The sequence below is a fragment of the Flavobacterium cheonhonense genome, assembly GCF_035671315.1.
Classification (GTDB): domain Bacteria; phylum Bacteroidota; class Bacteroidia; order Flavobacteriales; family Flavobacteriaceae; genus Flavobacterium; species Flavobacterium cheonhonense.
The window spans coordinates 154820-174749 of record NZ_JAXAVY010000004.1 but is presented as its reverse complement, the minus strand read 5'-3'; the positions used below and the strand labels follow the sequence as shown (position 1 = coordinate 174749).

The window sequence follows — 19930 nt, the reverse complement described above, 5'->3', positions numbered from 1 at the left end:
AAAAGAAAGGTAAAAAAATACGATAAAGGGATAATTTTAAAGCATTATTAAGCCAAAATCTTTCAATTTAAGCATAGACTTAGAGAACCAAAAAAGTTCAAAATCTTCGAATTGAGTTTCGAAGTCGGCTTTCACTTGAGCGATTGTTGTATTTGCAGCACTGTGAACTGACCATAAACAAAATTGTGCCAATAGCCATTCCCCTTTTTGCAGGTCTAAGACTATTTCGCACTGATCATTTTTGTCGTGAAATACCAATTGCATTAACTCCCATGTAACTCCTTTTTTAGATTTAGTAGTGGTTGACACCACAGGATTGTTGCCCAACCATATAATTCTGGAAGAAGGTTTGATTTTGAATTCGGCATCATTGTTCAAACAATCCTCAATAAAATTGGGGGCTACTTTGGTCCTTGGAATTTTAAAATCGAACCACTCTTGCAAATCATAATCCAAACCAATGCCATGCATGTAATTGAATAAAGATTTTTTGAGTCCGAAGCTAAACTTGTCGTGGTTGATTCCGGTTGTATCTTTAAACTGAATATCGTTGTGGGCAAAAGTAATGTCGTTGACTTGCGGAATTACACCAAAAGCATCAGGATCCATCCCAACCGGACTATGAGCTGTCATAGCAAACTGATGCCAAAACCCGGATTGTAAAACCCCGGCTTCAAATAACTGGCGAACCATTTCCAAACTATCAATCGTTTCTTGAACAGTTTGGGTTGGATAACCATACATCAAATAAGCATGGACCATAATGCCACTCTCCGTAAAGTTGCGGGTAACTTGGGCTACTTGTGCCACGGTAACTCCTTTTTTGATTAACTCCAATAGCCTGTCGGAAGCCACTTCTAAACCACCCGAAACCGCGATACAGCCGGAAGCCTTGAGCAACTCACACAAATCTCGTGTAAAGCTTTTCTCAAAACGAATATTGGTCCACCAAGTCACCGATAGTTTTCGGCGAAGAATTTCTAAAGCCAACTCCCGCATCAATGCCGGCGGTGCCGCTTCGTCTACAAAATGAAAGCCCGTTTCTGAGGTTTGGGCTACAAGTTCTTCCATACGGTCAACTAAAAGTTTGGCCGCAATAGGTTCGTAAACCTTAATATAATCCAAAGAAATATCACAAAAAGTACATTTTCCCCAATAACAACCATGTGCCATGGTGAGCTTATTCCATCGACCATCGCTCCATAAACTGTGCATCGGATTGGCAATTTCTATGACCGAAATGTATTGGTCTAACAACAAATCGGAATAATCCGGGGTGCCGACTTGACTTTGTTTATAATCGGGTTTTGAGGAATTGTTACAGTAAACCACCGAATTATTCTCGAGAAGAAAAGTTCTTTTAAACTCGGCTGCACCGGGATTTATAATCTTGGCATACAGCAATTCTATAGGCAATTCGCCATCGTCTAAAGTGATAAAATCGAAGAATTCAAAAACGCGATGATCTTTTAACTCTCGCAATTCGGTATTGGGAAAACCGCCACCCATGGCCACTTTAACTTTAGGATGATGCTTTTTTATATATTGGGCACAACGAAAAGCACTATACAAATTCCCGGGAAACGGAACGGAAAAACAAACCAATTTCGGTTGTACCGTGTGGAGTTTTTCGGCTAAAATTTGAATGGTGATTTGGTCGATGTAAGTCGGCTCACTTTGAAGATAATCGTACAACTCATCAAAAGAATTGGCGCTTCTGCCCAAACGTTCGGCGTAGCGACTGAATCCAAAATTTTCATCGACACATTCCACGATAAAATCGGATAAATCTTCGAGGTATAAAGTGGCCAAATGTTTGGCTTTGTCTTGCATGCCCATCGAACCGAAAGCCCATTCCATATCGTCCAACTGCTCGAATCTAGAAGCTTGCGGAAGAAAGTTACCACTGCAAATTTGACGGGCCAGCGTTTGGTTTTTGCCTTGCAGAAAAGCCATTACTGCCTCTATAGTTTGGATGTAATCGGCTTGTAAAGCAAAAATTCTTTCAGAATTGAAGGTTTGTGGTGGGCTACAAATTTGAAAAAGTTCCGTCAACCCTTTTTTTGAAAAAATCGCAACAATAACCTCAATTCCTAAATCGGATTGAAAAGCTGAAATGCCTTTGGTATTCAAAAAACCTTTTAAATAAGCCGTGGCCGGATAAGGCGTATTGAGTTGGGTAAACGGTGGCGTTATGAGTAAGAGGTCTTTCATGAATTGATATAGCGGCGTAAAATTACTTTATATTTTATTGTATAAAAAATCAAATAGTGAAACACTTATTTTTTGGTAATTTATTTCTTATTTTTTTTCAATATTACTATTTTTGAAATTCATTACATTTTTATGAAAAAAATATTACTTTCTTTCCTACTGCTATTTTCAATAGTAAGTTTTTCTCAAAATTTAAATTCTTCTTTAGGATTTATTGAAAACAAAGGACAAATCATTGATCAAAACGGTAAAACCAATAATACTGTAAAATATCTTTTAAACACCAATGGATTAAATGTTCAATTAAGACAAAATGGTTTTTCTTATGATGTATATGAAACAAAAAAAGAATTTAGAAACGACAATACTGAGGAAATAAAAAATTGTTTATCTCAAAAATTAAAAGTTCAAGAAAACTATACTTACACTACAAAATACCATCGTATAGATATCAATTTTCTTGGATACAATATCAATTCTACTCTTATTCCTATGGATAAATCAGTAGATTATTACAATTATTACAATGTAAATACTGTCCCATCAGGAATTTTAAATGTTTATCATTACAAAAAAATAATGTATAAAAATATTTATCCGAATATCGATGTTATTTTCTTTATACCCAATGATAAATCTAAACCAGTTGAGTATAATTTTATTATTAACCCCGGAGGTAAAATTTCTGACATTCAATTGGAATTCAATGGAGCTAGAACTGAATTAATTGACAATAAAATAAGAATATCTGTTCGATTTGGCGACATGGATGAAAGCTTACCTTTGAGTTGGACAGAAATTGATCAAAAGAAAAAACTAATCGATGTAAAATATAAAAAAATCAAGAAAAATGTCTTCACCTTTAGTAGCAATGATTTAAACTCAATCAATGAAAATGCAATAATTATAGATCCTGTCCCCGTTCGGCTTTGGGGAACTTACTATGGAGGCAGTGGTTATGATACTGCTGGTTCCATAGATATAGATATAAATAATAATGTATACATAGGAGGAGGAACCGGAAGTTCAACAAATATAGCTACTGCTGGAAGTTATCAATCTAATTACAACAATGCTGAAAGTTTTATTGTTAAACTTGATCCAAATGGAAACAGAATTTGGGGTTCCTACTATCCTTTCAGAGCAGCTAATTTCAAATTAGATAAATTGGGAAATATATTTCTTTATGGAGAAGTTTTGAACTCAAATCCAAATATCCCAAGTATTGGATGTTATCAAAGTGTAAAAAACAATTATTATGATACTTTCTTAATCAAACTAGATAATTCTGGTTTTAAATTATGGGGAACTTATTATGGTGGTAATAATAACGAGAGTCTCAATAGTATTTGTTTTGACTCATCTAACAATATATATATAACAGGAGAAACTAATAGTACAGGTAATACTTTCGCAACAAACGGATGCCATCAATCCAACAATAATTCTAATCCTAATTTTCAAGATGCTTTTGTTTCTAAATTTGACACTAATGGAAATAGGATTTGGTCAACTTACTACGGTGGATTAGGAAGTGACAGTTTTTTTAACATTTTTGTTGCAGATGACGGCTTTTTGTATGCGGTTGGCACTCAGAACAGTACAACAAACATCGCAACATCGGGAGCTTATCAAACAGTAAGTAATGCTGACTCTGGTGGGATGATAGTAAAATTTGATACCAATGGACAGAGAATTTGGGGAACTTATATTTGTGATAGCAGCTATGTAATGATTTCTAATATTCGCGGGAATTATCTTTATCTAACTGGCAGAACTTGGAATCAAAATACTATAGCTACAACCGGGACATATGTAGATACTTATCAACCTGTACCTAGTAGCTCTCAAGTTACCGGTATAGAGAATACATTCGTAGTAAAATTCAATATTCAAACCCAACAAAAAGAATGGGGAACCTATTTTTTCGAATTAATTAGAGCTATCGATACAAATAACAACCATGAAATCTATTTTTCAGGAGACACCAACATCCCTAGTGGCATAGCAACCCCAGACGCTTATATGCCAACTAAAAACTTCTATTACAAGTGCTACTTAATTAAATTAAATAGTACAGGTCAAAAGATTTGGGGTACTTATTATGGAGGAAATATGGCTGAACAATTAGGCTATGTGAAAATAGATAACAGTAATAACATTTACCTCTATGGAAATACAAATGGAAGTACAACTGGTATAGCTACTAACAATGCTCATCAAACAACATTAGGTTCAAATCCTGATACCTATCTAGTAAAATTTTTGGACTGTCTGTCTGTCTCTAATGCAAATTCTAATTCTCCAATTTGTATAGGAGAAAATCTAACTTTAAATGCGTTTGGGGGAACAAACTATAATTGGATCGGACCAAATGGATTTATATCAAACCAACAAAACCCAATTATAACAAATGCAAATAATCTAAACTCAGGCCAATATACTTGCACAATTACCGGTACAAATGGTTGTGACAATAGCGTAACCATTGATGTTGTAGTAGGTGATTTAACTAAGCCTATTCCTAATATAAGTAGTTTACCCACGATTAGTGGTGATTGCACAAGTATTATTCCTGTGCCAACAGCTACCGATAATTGCTCCGGAGTGATAAACGGAACAACCACAAATCCAACAAATTATCCTTTACCGGGAACTTACAATTTTGTTTGGACATATACTGATGCAAACGGAAATATTGAAACTCAAAACCAAACAGTTATTATTAGTCCTGTTGCACTACCTACTGTTATCTCCCCCCAAACCTTCTGTATCCAACAAAATGCAACTTTAAACGACATTACAATTACCGGACAAAACATTCAATGGTATGATGCGCAAAACGGTGGGAATTTGTTAAGCCCAACCTCATTGCTACAAGACGGTGTTACCTATTACGCTTCACAAACTTCCAACAGTTGCGAAAGTTCCAGAGTTCCGGTTACAATCAACTTACAAAACACTGTTGCCCCAACCGGAAATAACCCTCAATCATTTTGTGCGCTACAAAATCCAACCCTGAATGATCTCACAATAAACGGAACAAACATTAACTTTTACAGTAGTAGCACAAGTACATCAATCTTAGCTACCAATACATTGCTGGTTGACGGTGACACTTATTATGCTACCCAAACCAATAATGGTTGTGAAAGTGTAAACAGACTTCCTATTACCGTTAATTTGATCTTTTCATTAAATGCTAACAATTATAGCACATCCATTTGTGATGAAGGAAATGACGGAACTGAATTAGTAGATTTATCTCAATTTGATTCCAATTTACTTAATAGTTCAGGAAATACATTTACCTACTACAAATCATTCAACGGAGCTGAAAATCAAATCGCAGGAGAACAATTCAATGTAAATCATACTATTAATTTGGGTTTAAATACAATCTTTGTTCGCATTGATTCTAGTAACGGCTGTCATCAAATTGTTACGTTGCAATTAAACCTAGTACCGGTTCCTGTTATTGCTATAACCGATGAAGTTTTCCTTTGTGAAGGAAGCAACATTACGGTCAATGCCGGTACAGGATTTAACAGCTACTCTTGGTCTACCGGCGCCACCTCATCTTCTATTTCTATTAATCAAGCAGGAAATTATTCGGTAACGGTTACCAAAAATTACGGATCAGTAATATGCTCATCTTCAAAAAGTTTTACTGTAACCTTATCCAATGCCCCAACAATCACTTCAATTGATACTATAGATTGGACAGATGTTGAAAACAGTATAACTGTAAATGTATCAAGATTGGGCGATTATGAATATGCTATAGATGGCATTAACTTCCAAACAAGCAATACCTTTAGTGGTTTGCCTAATGGTAATTACCTGGTAACGGTTAGAGATAAAAACAATTGCGGTGAAGATACCGAACAAGTAGTTTTACTCAACTATCCGAAATTTTTCACGCCTAACGGAGACGGAAACAATGATGACTGGCGCATTAAGTTTTCTCAATATGAACCCAATTTTGAAGTACGCATCTTCGACCGATACGGTAAATTATTGAAAATAATGAACAACAATGAAGCTTGGGATGGAAAAAACAACGGAAGACAAATGCCTTCCGATGATTATTGGTTTTATGTTATCCGAAATGACGGCAGAATTCACAAAGGTCATTTTGCCATGATTCGATAAGATTATTTCCCTATCTTTTTGCGTTCAGCGATGTAATCGTTTAATTTTTTACCGTAAAGCGATTTGGATACTTTGGGAGACATCGACTTCTGTATCGTATCCAAAAACTTCAAATTGATATCGTAAATCTCCGCTAAAGCTACGTAAGGTGCGACTTCATAATCCCCATTGTTTACGGCAAAATTAGTAGTGTATAAATACTTTCGTTTGATGATCCCTTTTTGCTCTTCGTCCAGCTTAGCCACTTCGTCCAATTGGGACGCTTTGTAAGCCTTGAACTTTTTCTCAATCAAACTCAAATCCTGATCAACGTATCTCGACATTACTTTACGATACTCATCATACAACGCTTGGTTTTTAGAACCGGTAATTTTAGCATCGGCAGTGAAAAAATCCAACGAAGTTTCCAAAGTCATCACTCCTTTTTCGGCGAAAAACGGAATGTTATTGTCTAATGAATTAGTCACACCACGGTCTAAAAACAAATAAAGCATTTCAGGCGAATCCAAATTAAATTCGCTCACAAAATGAGCATCACCATCAATCTTAATGGTATCAATCGGAACCAAAACCGTGTCTTTGATTCTTTGAATATAGATAGTACCGCTTTTTAAGCCTTTGATGTGTCCGTTCAAAACAAAGTTCTTATCTGATTTTTTTTCAGCACAAGAAACCAAAACCACTAAGGCGAATAAGGTTAAAAGTATTTTTTGCATGTTTGATATTAAATGTGAAATGCTTGAAAAACATTTGGTTATTGACTTACAATTACAATACAGCAATTGCTTTAAATTTTGGCAATAATACTAAAAAAAATCCTCAATTTGATGTACAAATTGAGGATTTGAATTTTAAAAGATTGGTTTGTTATCCTTTCAACCAAGCTTTGTTCAATGCTTCTTTGGAAGCATCAGAAAAACCATAGCCTTCGATTTCTTCCGTAGACAATTTCACTTTACCGTTGATGGTTTGCTCTTTGCCGTCTCTTCTGATTTTTACAGAAATGGCATCGTCTGCTTTCCAATTCTGACTCTCCATAATCAAATCGTAGATATTGTCTAAGTTGTAATTTTTATTATTGATGGTCAAAATAACATCTCCGCCTTTCAGACCTAAGTTCGTCATAAAATCGTTTAAAACCGGACTTGAAATCACCATAATTTCTTTGGTTTTTCCATCTACTGTAATGTATGGCGTAGATTGATCTTTCAAGAAAGGATTCATCGGCACAGCTACTTTAGTTTTGGCCACACCTACTTTAGCAAAATACTCGTCATAAGGAATAGGCGTTGGTCCGGCTACATAAGTGGCTAAAAATTGGCCAACTTCCGGGTAAGTAAACTGTGTGATTTTAGCAAACAATTCTTCGTCGTCAAATGGTTTTTGGGCACCGTATTCTTTAGATAATTTTTGCATCAAATCTAATATACCTCGAGTTCCGTTGCTTTTTTCTCTGATAATGATGTCGATACACATTCCAATCAAAGCTCCTTTTTCGTAAACGTTCAAGTATTGGTCTTTGTAAGGCGCAACCAACACATTGGCACTCATTTCAGTGAAAGGCATGGTGTCGTTTAAGGTTGAAGCATTGTTGATTTTGCCGACCATTCTTTGGTAAAATTCATCAGCCTCAATCAAACCTTGGTTGACTTGGAATAAGTTGGCAAAATACTCCGTAACGCCTTCATACATCCATAAATGTTTTGACATTTTAGGATCGTTATAATCGAAATAGTGAATCTCTTTAGAGTGAATACAAAGTGGTGTTACGATGTGGAAAAACTCGTGTGACACTACATCTTTAATTTGTTCACCTAAAGCAGCGGCCGGCATCATTTCAGGGAAAACCACAGTGGTAGAAGTATGGTGTTCTAAAGCTCCGAAACCTTTGGCATCGGCTTTTTGCATATCAGACAAATACAACAATACGGTGTACTTTTTATTGTCGTTGATAGCACCCATAAAGGCTTTTTGAGCACGCATGGTTTTCTCTAAATCCGGTAAAAGTGATTTGGCCGTATGCACACCATTGGGCGAGTATACGCTGAATAAAATCTCCATCCCGTCAACAGTAATAGTAACGTTATCCGGTTTGGCATACATGATCGGATTGTCGGTCAAATCGAAATATCGGCTTACATTGAAAATATCAACCGTATCACTTTTGTTGGAATCCACCAAAGAAGTAGCGCCGAAAAGTGTAGCCGGATGCGTAATCGTCATGCTGTAAGGCACATCTAATTTTCCTTGAAAATAGCCCACAAATCCGTGGTTGTTCAACATGAAGTTTTTGCCTTCGTCGATGTTAGTACCGGCCGGAGAGAAAATTTCGTCTTTACCGAAACCTCTTCCCGTTTCTGTATCATAAGTATCATTTACCCAATACGTAATTTTAGACAAGGTTTTGGCATTAGCAATTTGCCATGAATTGTCATCGGTTTTAGTGACGGTTAATTCTTTTCCGCTTTTATCGAATGCTTTAAAATCGGCTATCAACTTTCCGTAATTGTCTGCCGAATAAGTTCCGGGAACCGTTTTAGGAATGTGAAAAATCACCTCGGGAGTTGTAATCGTTGGCGGCGTAATAGTAACCATTACTTTGTCGTCTTTCACTTGATTTAAATCGATGGCGACTTTAACAGGCAAAGTAGAAGCCGCTGCCTTTTTTTGAGCAACTACCGTAAAACTGAAAAGGGAAAAGGCTAAAACAGCCGTCAACACTAATTTCTTCATGATGGGAAAATTTATTTTTTGGAATAAGTCACCAAATGTAAACAATAGTTACACTTGATTTTAACATTTTAGGTTTGATTAACTAAAAAGCCTATTAACGCTTGGAAATTTTATTGTGCGTAATTTGTCTTTGAAGGGTACATTTGAATCGGTCAATTCCGGAAACGCGCAATTTGGCATGTTTAGTACTTCTGCCTTGCACACGCTCGCGCCATAGTTTAAAACTCGAGGGTTTCATTTCACGACGCATGATTTCGATGGTTTCTTGTTCGGATATTCCAAACTGAAACTTGATGGCTTCAAAGGGCGTTCTGTCTTCCCAAGCCATTTCGATAATTCTGTCTATTTGCTCTGTCGTGAAAGTAGCGGATTTCATAGTAACAAAAATCGCCATTAAATAAAAAAACTCTTGTTCAACAAGAGTTAAAGTTTAATCAAATTTATTTTTGATGTAATATTTACTGTCTAAATCGTCGTCAAAATCATCAATAATTGGCTTAGGTTTGGGTTTGCTGCCAACCGCTTTCTTCTTCCAAAGTTCGAAATTGTCTTTTGACAAACGTTTCCGCATCAACTCGGTCACCTCATTTTCGGTTAATCCGAATTCCTCTTTAATCACTTCAAAAGGTTTGCGTTCCTCTTGAGCCATACTGACAACTCTTTCAATCATTTCGCTGTCAAATTCTGCAAGCTTACTTTTTTTCATTACTGTAAAAGCATTAATAGATATAGATTTCAACTGACTAATTGTATTTCAATATTACTAAAAAAATTAATTAGTTGCTTTCTGCTCTCTTATTTTTTAAGCATTATCTTCAGGAGAACGGTATTTTTGAAAAGGAATAGCCAATAAATTTTTCAAATCGTTGTGTTCTTTCGGTTGCATATGAGTGTCGACTCCGTAAACCAATTGCTCGCGCTCTAAGTAACTGAAAGTGCCGAATAGTCGGTCCCAAACCGAAAAAATATTGCCGTAATTACTGTCTGTATATGGTAATTTGTAATGATGGTGTACTTTATGCATATCGGGAGAAACCAAAACGAAACTCATTATTTTATCGATTCGCTTCGGCAAGGCAATATTGGCATGAGTGAATTGCGTCGCTACTACCGATAAAGTTTGGTACAAGAACACCATCCACATCGGACTGCCAACCAACAACACCCCTAAGGTCGTAAATACAAATCGAATGACGCTTTCTCCGGGATGATGACGGTTACCGGTAGTAGTATCAATCCAAGTATCGGTGTGGTGAATGAGATGGAAACGCCACAAGAACTTGACTTTATGCTCCACCAAATGCGCTAAGTAAGCTCCGATTAAATCCAACAATAATAAACCTGTTATGGCATACAACCATGGATTCATTTCGGGCAACCAATTGAGCAACCCGAAATTGTGGTCTACGGTCCATTGCGCGGTTCGGATTAAAATAAAAGCCAGACAAAAATTGACGACAATGGTTGTTAGGGTAAAAAAGATATTAATCCCGGCGTGTTGCCATTTGTTATAGCTGAATTTCACAAAAGGCAATGCACTTTCAATCAACCAAAACAAGGCAATGCCTCCGGCCAAAATCATAGCCCTATGCGCAGAAGGAATAGTGGAAAAATAATCGATTATTTCGTTCATATCGGTATTTTTTATCAAATATACCAAAATCCGGAATTATTTGATCACCCGAAAAGTGAGATTGATTCTCGGACCGATAGCCTTGGCAGTTTTCGGAATTTGATGTTTCCAGAAATGTTGCGTTGTTCCTTTCATCAACAACAAACTGCCGTGCTCTAAGGTAATTTTAAGTTTTTGTTCTTTGATAGTATTGTGTTGCAAATGAAAGGCGCGTTCGGCTCCGAAACTAACTGAGGCAATGATCGGATTGCTGCCCAATTCCTTTTCGTTGTCGGCATGCCAACCGTTACTGTCTTTGCCGTCTCGGTAATAATTGAGTAAAACTGTGGTAAACTGCGTTCCGCAAATCGCTTCTATCTCGTCTTTGATATAAACCAACAACGGATTCCACGGATGGGGTTGCATTACGATATTGGAATAAGAATAAGGTTTGCCTTCATTACCGAAAAGTGCCGTCAATCGGGGTTGCGGATGGGTTTTACCAAAAACCGTGATGGCGTCCTGCTGCCAAGGAATATCGCTTTGCAGTTGCTTGAAAAGCTTTGCAGCTTTATCGGCGTCAAAGAAACCGGGAAAATACTCGATTTCCGCATCGGGCAATTCGAAACTGATTTTTTCAGTTGGAAAAAGTGAATTCATCTCACAAAAATAAAGAGAAAAATAGTTTAAAAAACACCTCTATCTTTATAATAAGTAGTCAATACTCCTCTAAGACATTACTCCTTTATGGAATGCAAAACCTTTAGCTTTTTAACTTTTTTTGCCAATTGACATTCATCAGGACTATAGCTAAAATAATTAAAACGATGCCAATCCATTGAGAAAAAACAACCGTTTCATGCAGCATTACAAACGCCATCATCACCGAAACCGGTAACTCTAAAGCCGAAACGATACTACCCAAACCAATTCCGGTTAAAGGAAAGCCGGCATTGAGTAACATAGGTGGAATAACCGTACCGAAGAGCGCTATCAAAATGCCCCACTTGTAGAAAATATCAAAGTTGAAAGGTGTGTGTTGTGTAAGTAAAGCAAAAAATAAAACTACTACTGCGCCGCCCAACAACATATACAAACTACGCTCTGCCGACGACACTGATGTTGCTACTTTATTAGCCGCATACATGGTAGTGGTAAACGAAGCCGCCGCTAAAAGTCCGAGTACAATACCTCGCCAGTCAAGTTCGAAGTTCCCGGAAAATAATTTAGTGGCCAAAGCGGTACCGAACAGTACCACAAATACCGAAATAATTTTGATATTGGAAGGTCTTTTTTTGTCTAATACCATTTCTAAAACCACACCCATCCAAACGGTTTGCATTAACAAAACGATACCTATTGAAACCGGAATATACTTAACAGCCAAATAATAAAAAATACTGGTTAATCCGGTAGATGTCCCTAAAATCAACAACTTTTTGATATCAACCACTGAAGGTTTTACGGCAGTATTGCCTTTTCTATTCTTCTGAAACAGGGTAATCCCTAAAATCACGAGTATTCCAATAACAAACTGGGCGGTTATCACTTCAGCAGGCGTGTAATGTAATCCTTGTGAACTTACATCAGCATAGGCCAATTTGACAAAAGTAGCCAACATACCATAACTTGTAGCCCCAAGACCTACTAAGAAAACTCCTTTCAATACTTTGTTTCCAAACATAATCTATTTTTTAAAAAGCCGACAAAGATAGAAAATAGGAATGGTTTTCAAAGGAGATATTATAAAAACAAAAAACCATCACTTGTTAGTGATGGTTTTCTTATTGAGCCGATAGAGGGACTCGAACCCACGACCTGCTGATTACAAATCAGCTGCTCTAGCCAGCTGAGCTACACCGGCGTCTCAATGTGAGTGCAAATATATTTTTTGAATTTTAATTTCCAAAATATTTTGGCACTTTTTTATAGCTATAAAGCGTTGATTTTTTCAACCAATTGATTAGCAGTTTGTTCTAAATCGACATTGATTTGTTTAAAATGTGCTTTTTTGTTCTCTACGTTTTTAGCGTTCACTTTAGTAATCAAAGCGTCGAAAGAAGCGATGGCTTCGTCTATGATAGCATTGGTATGTTCAGAAGGTTTTCCGGTGGTTGTCATTTCATAAATGTATACCGCTTCGATAATATCTCCTAAAACAAAGTTGATGTCTTTCTTTAAATTCTTAACACTTGCCATTTTCTTGTAATTTTAAAATTTCGACAAAAATACGTCAAATCTTTAGAACAGCAACTAAGAAATGGAAATTTCCAAAACAGAAGCTAGTCCGTCCAACTGGTAATCAGTGATAACCGCCGGAAGTAATACTGTACTTCCTTTTTTGTAATGATAGGATTCACCATTAACCAACAAACTAAAATCACCTTCCACTGCCATCAACACCTTAAAAGAGTCATTTGTTTTAGAGAAAACGGCTGATCCGTTTAACGGAATAAAGCCAGTGGTAAAATACGGGCAATCTACTACTGTATTGAATGTATTTTCGTTTTTATCATAAAAGCGCTGGGCTTCGATTTTGTCATAATTCAAAGCTTCTAAAGCCAAGTCTACGTGCAATTCACGAGTATTTCCGTTGGCATCTTTGCGATCGAAATCGTATACGCGGTACGTAATATCAGAGGTTTGCTGAATTTCGGCTATGACAATTCCGGCTCCGATGGCATGAATGGTTCCGGTTTCTAACATAAAAACATCGCCTGATTGCACTTTTTTGGTATCTAAAATATCGAGTAAGGTTTTATCGTTCAGATGTGAAAGATACTCTACCGGAGAAGATTTTTCTTTGAACCCTACTATCAATCGGGCATTCTCATCGGCTTGCATCACATACCACATTTCTGTTTTCCCGAACGAATTGTGACGTTTTTTGGCCAATTCATCATTCGGATGCAATTGAATAGATAAGTCTTCGCGAGCGTCTAAATATTTAAACAACAACGGAAATTGCTTGCCAAACCGGGCGTAGACTATATTCCCCAGAATTTCTGCAGGATACAAATCAATTAACTCATTGAGCGTTTTGCCTGCAAAAGCACCATTAGCTACAACACTAACATCGTTTTCAACAGTAGAAATCTCCCAACTTTCGCCGGTAATTTCAGAGGTTATGGGTTTGTTGAGTAACGTTTTTAATTTGGTTCCGCCCCAAATTCTCTCTTTTAGAATGGGTTCAAATTGCAATGGATAAAACAGCATACTTGGTATTTTTGACAAACTTACATTGTTTTGAGGATTTGTAAGGCTTTTTGAATGTGAATTTTACCCGACATACTATTGAACACCAGCTGAACAATACCGTTTTTATCGATCACATACGTCACTCTGCCGGGTAGCAATCCTAATAAATCATTAGAGACACCAAATAGTTTTCGGAGTTTTTTATTGCTGTCAGACAATAATATAAAAGGCAAACGATAACGGGAAGCAAACTTTTGATGTGACTTCACAGAATCACTACTAACACCAATAACTTCGGCTCCTAAAGTCTTAAAGTCTTCGTATTGATCTCGGAAAGAACAAGCTTGTTCAGTACAAACTCGCGTATCGTCTTTGGGATAAAAATAAATAACTAATGATTTTCCGTCATACATCTTACTATCAAAAGCATTTCCATCGCTGTCTAGAGCCGTAAAATGAGGTAGTTTATCGCCGACTTTAATTGCCATGATTATCCTTTATAAGTCACAAAATTTCTTGGGGTTTCGTATAAAACCACTTCTAAGTCTTTGTCAGCATCGATATGCTTTCGTAGTTTGTTCCAAATCACCACTACTATGTTTTCGGCGGTTGGATTTAATTCGGCGAACTCAGGAACGTCTAGGTTCAAATTCTTATGGTCAAAGGCATTTTCAATATGTTCCTTAATCAAATCTGATAAAATCTTCACATCAATCACATAACCGGTTTCCGGATCAATCTCGCCCGTAACCGAAACTATTAATTCGTAATTGTGTCCGTGAAAATTGGGATTATTGCACTTTCCGAATACAGCATCGTTTTGTTCCATCGACCAATCTTTGCGATACAATCGGTGGGCAGCGTTAAAATGAGCTTTGCGGGAAACGGTGACTTTCATAAGATTTGTGATTGTTGATTAACGATTTTTGATTTTTGATTGATTCTGATATCTGCCTTCAAGATTATTCATTCTTAAATCTTGTGATCTTCGAGGTAATGATAAAACTCATCAAAGATAATTTTAAACCAAACGGTGTATATATCAGGATTTTGAATCATGTCTTGTCGTACTGCTTCTATACACATCCATTTCCAACTTTCCACTTCTTCGGGATTAATTTGCGGTTCCTCATTGTAATACCCAATCATCACATGATCAAGCTCATGCTCGGTCAAACCGTTGTCAAAAGGTGCTTTGTAGATAAAATGGAATAATTCTTTCAACTCGGTTTTAAAACCCATTTCTTCATATAATCGACGGGTTCCGGCCTGAATATTGGTTTCCCCATCACGTTGATGACTACAACAAGTATTGGTCCACAACAAAGGCGAATGGTATTTATGATGTGCGCGCTGTTGGAGCATGATTTCGTTTTTGCTGTTCAATACAAAAACGGAAAAGGCACGATGCAATACCGCTTTTTCGTGCGCTTCTAATTTGTTCATTAATCCTATCGGCTCATCTTGTTCGTTCACCAAGATTACTTTCTCTTCTGTCATAGTTTTTATTAAACGTTCAAAAGTACGAAAAAAAATCAGCGCCCCTAATTCTGCTGCTGGAACAACCGTTAAACTTTCCTTAAATCCATGTAATTTGTAATCTATCAGACATTTCAACTCGTATTTAGCTGTAAATTTGTATTCGATTTAAAACAATTGCTATGTCAAAATCCATTGTCAATTTCCTGATTTTATTGCCGCTGTTTACTTTTTATGCTTGCGCGCAAAACAATGCTACAAAAACCAAAAATACTGCTATGGAAAATGTAATTTCAAAACCTGAAAACCCTTATTATTCGAATACTGATACTTCAAAATTGGTTTTATCCGATGAAGAATGGCGCAAAGTATTGCCACCCGATCTGTATGCGGTAGCTCGTCAAGCGGATACCGAAAGAGCGTTCACCGGTACGATGTGGAAAAGCGAAACCAAAGGCACTTACTACTGCGCAGCTTGTGGTTTGAAACTTTTCAAATCCGACCAAAAATTCGTTAGCAGTTGTGGTTGGCCGAGTTTTTTTGAACAAGACAACAAAAAAAGTATTTGGTTCAAAGACGACAACTCCTACGGTATGCAACGTGTTGAAGCGCTTTGCGGACGATGTGACAGTCACTTAGGCCATTTGTTTGATGACGGTCCGGCGCCAACAGGCAAAAGATATTGTATGAATGCTGTTTCGTTAGATTTTGTTCCCGATGCCATTGCCGATAAAGGCAACACTGACACCATTGTTTTGGGGGGCGGCTGTTATTGGTGTGTGGAAGCCGTGTACGAACAACTCGACGGCGTAGAAAAAGTAGTATCAGGTTTTTCAGGCGGCAAAGTAGAAAATCCGAGTTATGAAGAAGTTTGTACCGGAACTACCGGCGCTGCAGAAGTAGTTGAAATCACTTACGACAAATCGAAAACCAATTTAGACGAAATTTTCAAAGTGTTTTTTACCGTTCACGACCCAACTACTTTAAATCGCCAAGGTGCAGACGTTGGCACGCAATACCGCTCTGTAATTTTCTTCAAAAACGAAGAACAAAAGAAAGCGGCCCAAAGTATCATAGCTGAGTTAAACAAAGACGTTTATAACCATAAAATTGTGACTACTTTGGAGCCTTTCAAAGCGTTTTACAAAGCCAAAGACTACCATCAAAATTATTACCAAAATAACCAAGAACAACCGTATTGCCAAATGGTTATTCAACCGAAGTTGGAGAAGTTTGAAAAAGTCTTTAAGAATCGATTGAAAAAGAATAACTAGCTAAGAAGCCTCTCTAACCAGAGGCTTTTTTTATAGATAGCTTATCGTCAGAAAGCTATATCCTTAAAAATTCGCTTAAAAAGAAAACCTGAGAAACAGATTAGGCATAATCCCTAAAGTATAATATTCGCGTCCAAAATAGCGAGGATTGGAAAAATCGGATAGGTTGGCATATTGACGCTCTAACTCTTTGCTGAGTAATGAATGTCGGTTGTAAAGATTGTATACTGACACTCCAATTTTAAAATGATTGCCCTTAGCCGTTTGAAACTGATAAACTGCTGAAACATCCAATCGATGGTAATCGGGCAAACGTTTAGCATTATATGAAATGACATCACCAGCCTCATTGATAGTACTGTAAGGCTTCCCGCTATGCCAAAACCAACCGGCCGTAACTAAAAAACGCTTCCATTTTTTATTGAAAGCCATCGTAAAATGATGTCTAATATCTGCTCCAGAAGGAAAATAACTACTGTCATTGAGCAAATCAAAACGATTTTGCGAGTCTTGATACGTATAGGTCAACCAAGCACGCCAAGTCGCCGAACTCTTCTGCAACAATACATCAACACCTTTGGTAAACCCTTTCCCTTGTTGGATGTTATTGTCGTTTTGTCCCAAAAAACCCAAAGTAAAGGACGTGATGCCGGTTATATTCTTATAATAGGCTTCAACATCTAACAACCAATTGTTCTCTTTAAAAATAATTCCGCTGGTATACTGTTTGGCTCGCTGCAAAGGATACTCCGAATCATCAGACAACACCCAAACGTAGTTTTCCAAACTCAAATCGCCGGCTGCTTCTTCGCGAACCTGACTCAAAATCTGACTGCGACTTTCATATGACGCCTGCCAGATTAAAGCATCCGAGAGGTTTTTTTGCACTAAAATTCGGGGTTCGAAACTCGACGTTTTCAGCTGACTGTAATAATTGTATCGTAGACCGGGTTGCCAATGCCAACTGCCGATACTTTGCTGAAACTGTACAAATCCTGCGTGGGTTACATTGTACAAATGTTTCAATCCTAGAACGATGCCCAAGTCTTGGTTATAGCTGTTAAACAAATGCGAAATATCATTCCCAAAACTTTGATACCCGAACTCGATTTTGGCCTTGCTGTCTGATTGGTATTCAAAATTGATTTCGGCACCCGAATCCACTACCCGATTCAATTTCTTAAAAGCTTCAAATTTATCGACTGAATAGTCCAACTTTCTGAGGTAATCAAAGCTGTATAACGAATAGAAAAATGTTGTTTTTTGGGTGAATTTCGGACTGTACTTTTGAATCCAATTCAAGCTGAAGCCGTAATTCTCGATCGTCATTTGTTGGTTGTTAAGGCTATCGATTTCAATGGTATTTTGATAATCCAAATCGTTTTTGATGACCAAAGTCGTTAAGGAAATGGCTGTTTTATCGGTAGGCTTGAAGTTGAGTTTAGCCGAATAATCATGGAACTTGAATTGGTTTTGATTGTCAAATTCCCGAAAATTAGTATTTTGAAAAACCTTGTTCTCCAACTGTGCAAACGTAGGCGATTGCCACCATTCAGTTATCGATTTTCGACCGGAAAGTTGCAATCCTAACTTGTCTTTCACCAAAGGTATTTGCAGATAAGCATCAACATTAAGCGCATTAATGCCCGCGTTGGCTTTTACTTTTTTCGAAATGGCATCGGTCGATTGAATATCGATGATGCCGGAAACACGTTCGCCAAACTTCGGGCTAACGGCTTTGTTATAATAGTTTACGGTTTGCTCCACATTGGGATTGATGCTCGAAATCATTCCAAACAAATGTCCGGGATGGTACAACCGAATACCATCTACCAAAATCAAATTTTGATCGGCTGTTCCGCCTCGAATGTACAAACCTGTTGCAGTTTCATTCGGACTCTTAACGCCCGGTAATTGTTGGAGCGATTGCAAAACATCCGCATCGGTAATCCCAGGCAGTGTTTGCACTTTTTGAGGAGAAATAATATAATGCCGGTTGGTTTTCTTAATGCCTTTTGCTAAAAACTCTTCCACTAATACTTCTTTTAACGGAATCATCTCAACTGTTTCTGCCGGACTAATCGAATAAAACCGTTCGTTAATTCGGATGATTTTTAAGTTCGTTTGTTGTTCAATTTGGGAATTGATTTCGACTAAGGAATACAATCTTTTCGGCACCGAAATCTTTTGAGCAGTGACCAACAAATCCACATAAGAATATTTAACCGCAAATGCTTTCTCGATGTCGGAAAGCACTTGGGCAAGTTGGGTATTGGTATAATAAAACGACTCCTTTTGCTGTGACCAAGAACACAATGTCCAGCCCCAAAAGAAGCTCATCAACATTAGTTTCTTCATTCCGAAAGGATAATGGTTTCGCTGTTTTTACTCCATTTTAATTGTAATGGCAAACATATACTTTGCAAAGCCACATTGGCATCTTTATGGGTAAAAGTGCCGGTAAATTTGATATTCTCGATGTGTTTCGGATATTTGACCGCCACGTTGTATTGGTTTTGAAATTGGGTAATCACATAACGCATCGGTACCTTTTTAAAAGACGATTCTCCGGAAATCCAAGTCGGTTTAGCCGTTGTGGTTTCCGCCCAATTTTCCGAAGTTCCTTTGTAAAAACGAACACTTTCGCCCGGTGTGACAATGGTCGATTGGTTTAGGTGTGACACTTTCACTTTACCTTCGTAACACTTGACTTCAAACAAATCGCCTATGGCCACGACATTAAATTTGGTTCCTAACACCAATACTTCTCCTAATGGTGTTTCAACGGTGAACGGACTGCCTTTTTCGACTTCAAAAAAAGCTTCACCTTGAAGTTGCAAGGTTCTTTGATAAGCAAATAAATTACCGTAAGACAAAGTTGATTTGGCATTTAACGATACTTTAGAATTATCAGCCAAAGTAATCACTCGGGATTTTCCAAAATCGGATATAACGTCATTTTGCGCGATAAAAAAATGATACAATCCGAAAAAAGCCAAAACCGTTGCCGCGATTGAAACATAACGCCAAAGCGAAACAACTCTGGGCTTTGTTGGCGTTTTATCTGCTAACTTTTGCCGAATGGCTTCGAAATTTTGCTCCGTGTCGGGCGGCTTAATTTCCAATCCGTCAAGGGCGATTTTTATCTTTTGATAAGCCTCAAAATCCTCCGCCAAAACCAATTGTTTTAATTGTTCATCGGTAATTTTATTGGCCAACCAATCGGATAAATACTTTTCGTTTTGCGCTTCCATCATACTAAATT

The 19930-nt window shown here is 37.4% G+C and carries 17 protein-coding genes and 1 tRNA gene; 2 read left to right on the top strand and 16 right to left on the bottom strand.

Annotated elements, in window-relative coordinates; translation table 11 throughout:
- Window positions 1-36 precede the first annotated feature (36 nt).
- Entirely contained in the window at window positions 37-2214 is a 2178-nt protein-coding gene (locus SK086_RS10525) for a B12-binding domain-containing radical SAM protein (RefSeq protein WP_324691564.1), read from the bottom strand.
- Between the two features lie 132 nt (window positions 2215-2346).
- Between SK086_RS10525 and SK086_RS10520 the strand changes: the two genes are divergently transcribed.
- Entirely contained in the window at window positions 2347-6369 is a 4023-nt protein-coding gene (locus SK086_RS10520) for a DUF7948 domain-containing protein (RefSeq protein WP_324691561.1), read from the top strand.
- Between the two features lie 2 nt (window positions 6370-6371).
- Here SK086_RS10520 and SK086_RS10515 read toward each other — a convergent pair whose 3' ends face one another.
- The 13 genes from SK086_RS10515 to idi form a co-directional block, all read right to left on the bottom strand.
- On the bottom strand, window positions 6372-7085 hold the full coding sequence (locus SK086_RS10515; protein WP_324691560.1) for a DUF4369 domain-containing protein: 714 nt from the start codon (window positions 7083-7085) through the stop codon (window positions 6372-6374).
- Window positions 7086-7236: 151 nt separating this feature from the next.
- The gene (locus tag SK086_RS10510; RefSeq protein WP_324691559.1) at window positions 7237-9102 is read right to left on the bottom strand and encodes a M61 family metallopeptidase; all 1866 of its coding nucleotides are present in this window, start codon (window positions 9100-9102) and stop codon (window positions 7237-7239) included.
- Between the two features lie 94 nt (window positions 9103-9196).
- Complete coding sequence (locus SK086_RS10505; protein WP_290874691.1) at window positions 9197-9478, bottom strand: TIGR03643 family protein; 282 nt, start codon at window positions 9476-9478, stop codon at window positions 9197-9199.
- Window positions 9479-9532: 54 nt separating this feature from the next.
- Entirely contained in the window at window positions 9533-9808 is a 276-nt protein-coding gene (locus SK086_RS10500; RefSeq protein ID WP_290874695.1) for a TIGR03643 family protein, read from the bottom strand.
- 96 nt (window positions 9809-9904) lie between these two features.
- Entirely contained in the window at window positions 9905-10735 is an 831-nt protein-coding gene (locus SK086_RS10495; RefSeq protein WP_324691558.1) for a sterol desaturase family protein, read from the bottom strand.
- A gap of 36 nt (window positions 10736-10771) precedes the next feature.
- Entirely contained in the window at window positions 10772-11374 is a 603-nt protein-coding gene (locus SK086_RS10490) for an alpha-ketoglutarate-dependent dioxygenase AlkB family protein (protein ID WP_324691557.1), read from the bottom strand.
- A gap of 103 nt (window positions 11375-11477) precedes the next feature.
- On the bottom strand, window positions 11478-12398 hold the full coding sequence (locus SK086_RS10485; RefSeq protein ID WP_324691555.1) for an EamA family transporter: 921 nt from the start codon (window positions 12396-12398) through the stop codon (window positions 11478-11480).
- A gap of 106 nt (window positions 12399-12504) precedes the next feature.
- Window positions 12505-12578 (bottom strand) — tRNA-Thr (locus tag SK086_RS10480).
- A 68-nt stretch (window positions 12579-12646) separates the two neighbouring features.
- Window positions 12647-12913 (bottom strand): hypothetical protein, encoded by a 267-nt coding sequence (locus tag SK086_RS10475; protein WP_290874707.1) that lies wholly within the window; start codon window positions 12911-12913, stop codon window positions 12647-12649.
- Between the two features lie 54 nt (window positions 12914-12967).
- Window positions 12968-13930, bottom strand: a complete 963-nt coding sequence (locus SK086_RS10470) for a type I phosphomannose isomerase catalytic subunit (protein WP_290874732.1) — start codon at window positions 13928-13930, stop codon at window positions 12968-12970.
- A gap of 20 nt (window positions 13931-13950) precedes the next feature.
- Entirely contained in the window at window positions 13951-14400 is a 450-nt protein-coding gene (locus SK086_RS10465; RefSeq protein ID WP_324691553.1) for a peroxiredoxin, read from the bottom strand.
- A gap of 2 nt (window positions 14401-14402) precedes the next feature.
- Window positions 14403-14810, bottom strand: a complete 408-nt coding sequence (locus tag SK086_RS10460) for a 6-pyruvoyl trahydropterin synthase family protein (RefSeq protein WP_324691552.1) — start codon at window positions 14808-14810, stop codon at window positions 14403-14405.
- A gap of 74 nt (window positions 14811-14884) precedes the next feature.
- Window positions 14885-15412 (bottom strand): isopentenyl-diphosphate Delta-isomerase, encoded by a 528-nt coding sequence (gene idi / locus SK086_RS10455; protein WP_290874717.1) that lies wholly within the window; start codon window positions 15410-15412, stop codon window positions 14885-14887.
- Between the two features lie 161 nt (window positions 15413-15573).
- On the opposite strand from idi, the gene SK086_RS10450 reads away from it, so the two are divergent.
- The gene (locus SK086_RS10450) at window positions 15574-16665 is read left to right on the top strand and encodes a bifunctional methionine sulfoxide reductase B/A protein (RefSeq protein WP_407652325.1); all 1092 of its coding nucleotides are present in this window, start codon (window positions 15574-15576) and stop codon (window positions 16663-16665) included.
- A gap of 75 nt (window positions 16666-16740) precedes the next feature.
- Here SK086_RS10450 and SK086_RS10445 read toward each other — a convergent pair whose 3' ends face one another.
- Window positions 16741-19023: a TonB-dependent receptor plug domain-containing protein gene (locus SK086_RS10445; RefSeq protein ID WP_324691549.1), complete on the bottom strand. Its 2283-nt coding sequence runs from the start codon at window positions 19021-19023 to the stop codon at window positions 16741-16743.
- Complete coding sequence (locus SK086_RS10440; protein ID WP_324691547.1) at window positions 19020-19922, bottom strand: FecR family protein; 903 nt, start codon at window positions 19920-19922, stop codon at window positions 19020-19022. Before SK086_RS10440 ends, SK086_RS10445 begins: the two co-directional genes overlap by 4 nt.
- Between the last annotated feature and the right edge of the window lie 8 nt (window positions 19923-19930).

What these genes read in the sequence shown, in the direction of transcription:
- SK086_RS10515 (WP_324691560.1), bottom strand. Translation starts at nt 7,085, where the DNA reads ATGCAAAAAATACTTTTAACCTTATTCGCCTTAGTGGTTTTGGTTTCT.
- SK086_RS10475 (WP_290874707.1), bottom strand. Translation starts at nt 12,913, where the DNA reads ATGGCAAGTGTTAAGAATTTAAAGAAAGACATCAACTTTGTTTTAGGA.
- idi (WP_290874717.1), bottom strand. Translation starts at nt 15,412, where the DNA reads ATGACAGAAGAGAAAGTAATCTTGGTGAACGAACAAGATGAGCCGATA.
- SK086_RS10495 (WP_324691558.1), bottom strand. Translation starts at nt 10,735, where the DNA reads ATGAACGAAATAATCGATTATTTTTCCACTATTCCTTCTGCGCATAGG.
- SK086_RS10470 (WP_290874732.1), bottom strand. Translation starts at nt 13,930, where the DNA reads ATGCTGTTTTATCCATTGCAATTTGAACCCATTCTAAAAGAGAGAATT.
- SK086_RS10510 (WP_324691559.1), bottom strand. Translation starts at nt 9,102, where the DNA reads ATGAAGAAATTAGTGTTGACGGCTGTTTTAGCCTTTTCCCTTTTCAGT.
- SK086_RS10500 (WP_290874695.1), bottom strand. Translation starts at nt 9,808, where the DNA reads ATGAAAAAAAGTAAGCTTGCAGAATTTGACAGCGAAATGATTGAAAGA.
- SK086_RS10505 (WP_290874691.1), bottom strand. Translation starts at nt 9,478, where the DNA reads ATGAAATCCGCTACTTTCACGACAGAGCAAATAGACAGAATTATCGAA.
- SK086_RS10460 (WP_324691552.1), bottom strand. Translation starts at nt 14,810, where the DNA reads ATGAAAGTCACCGTTTCCCGCAAAGCTCATTTTAACGCTGCCCACCGA.
- SK086_RS10520 (WP_324691561.1), top strand. Translation starts at nt 2,347, where the DNA reads ATGAAAAAAATATTACTTTCTTTCCTACTGCTATTTTCAATAGTAAGT.
- SK086_RS10445 (WP_324691549.1), bottom strand. Translation starts at nt 19,023, where the DNA reads ATGAAGAAACTAATGTTGATGAGCTTCTTTTGGGGCTGGACATTGTGT.
- SK086_RS10440 (WP_324691547.1), bottom strand. Translation starts at nt 19,922, where the DNA reads ATGATGGAAGCGCAAAACGAAAAGTATTTATCCGATTGGTTGGCCAAT.
- SK086_RS10465 (WP_324691553.1), bottom strand. Translation starts at nt 14,400, where the DNA reads ATGGCAATTAAAGTCGGCGATAAACTACCTCATTTTACGGCTCTAGAC.
- SK086_RS10485 (WP_324691555.1), bottom strand. Translation starts at nt 12,398, where the DNA reads ATGTTTGGAAACAAAGTATTGAAAGGAGTTTTCTTAGTAGGTCTTGGG.
- SK086_RS10525 (WP_324691564.1), bottom strand. Translation starts at nt 2,214, where the DNA reads ATGAAAGACCTCTTACTCATAACGCCACCGTTTACCCAACTCAATACG.
- SK086_RS10490 (WP_324691557.1), bottom strand. Translation starts at nt 11,374, where the DNA reads ATGAATTCACTTTTTCCAACTGAAAAAATCAGTTTCGAATTGCCCGAT.
- SK086_RS10450 (WP_407652325.1), top strand. Translation starts at nt 15,574, where the DNA reads ATGTCAAAATCCATTGTCAATTTCCTGATTTTATTGCCGCTGTTTACT.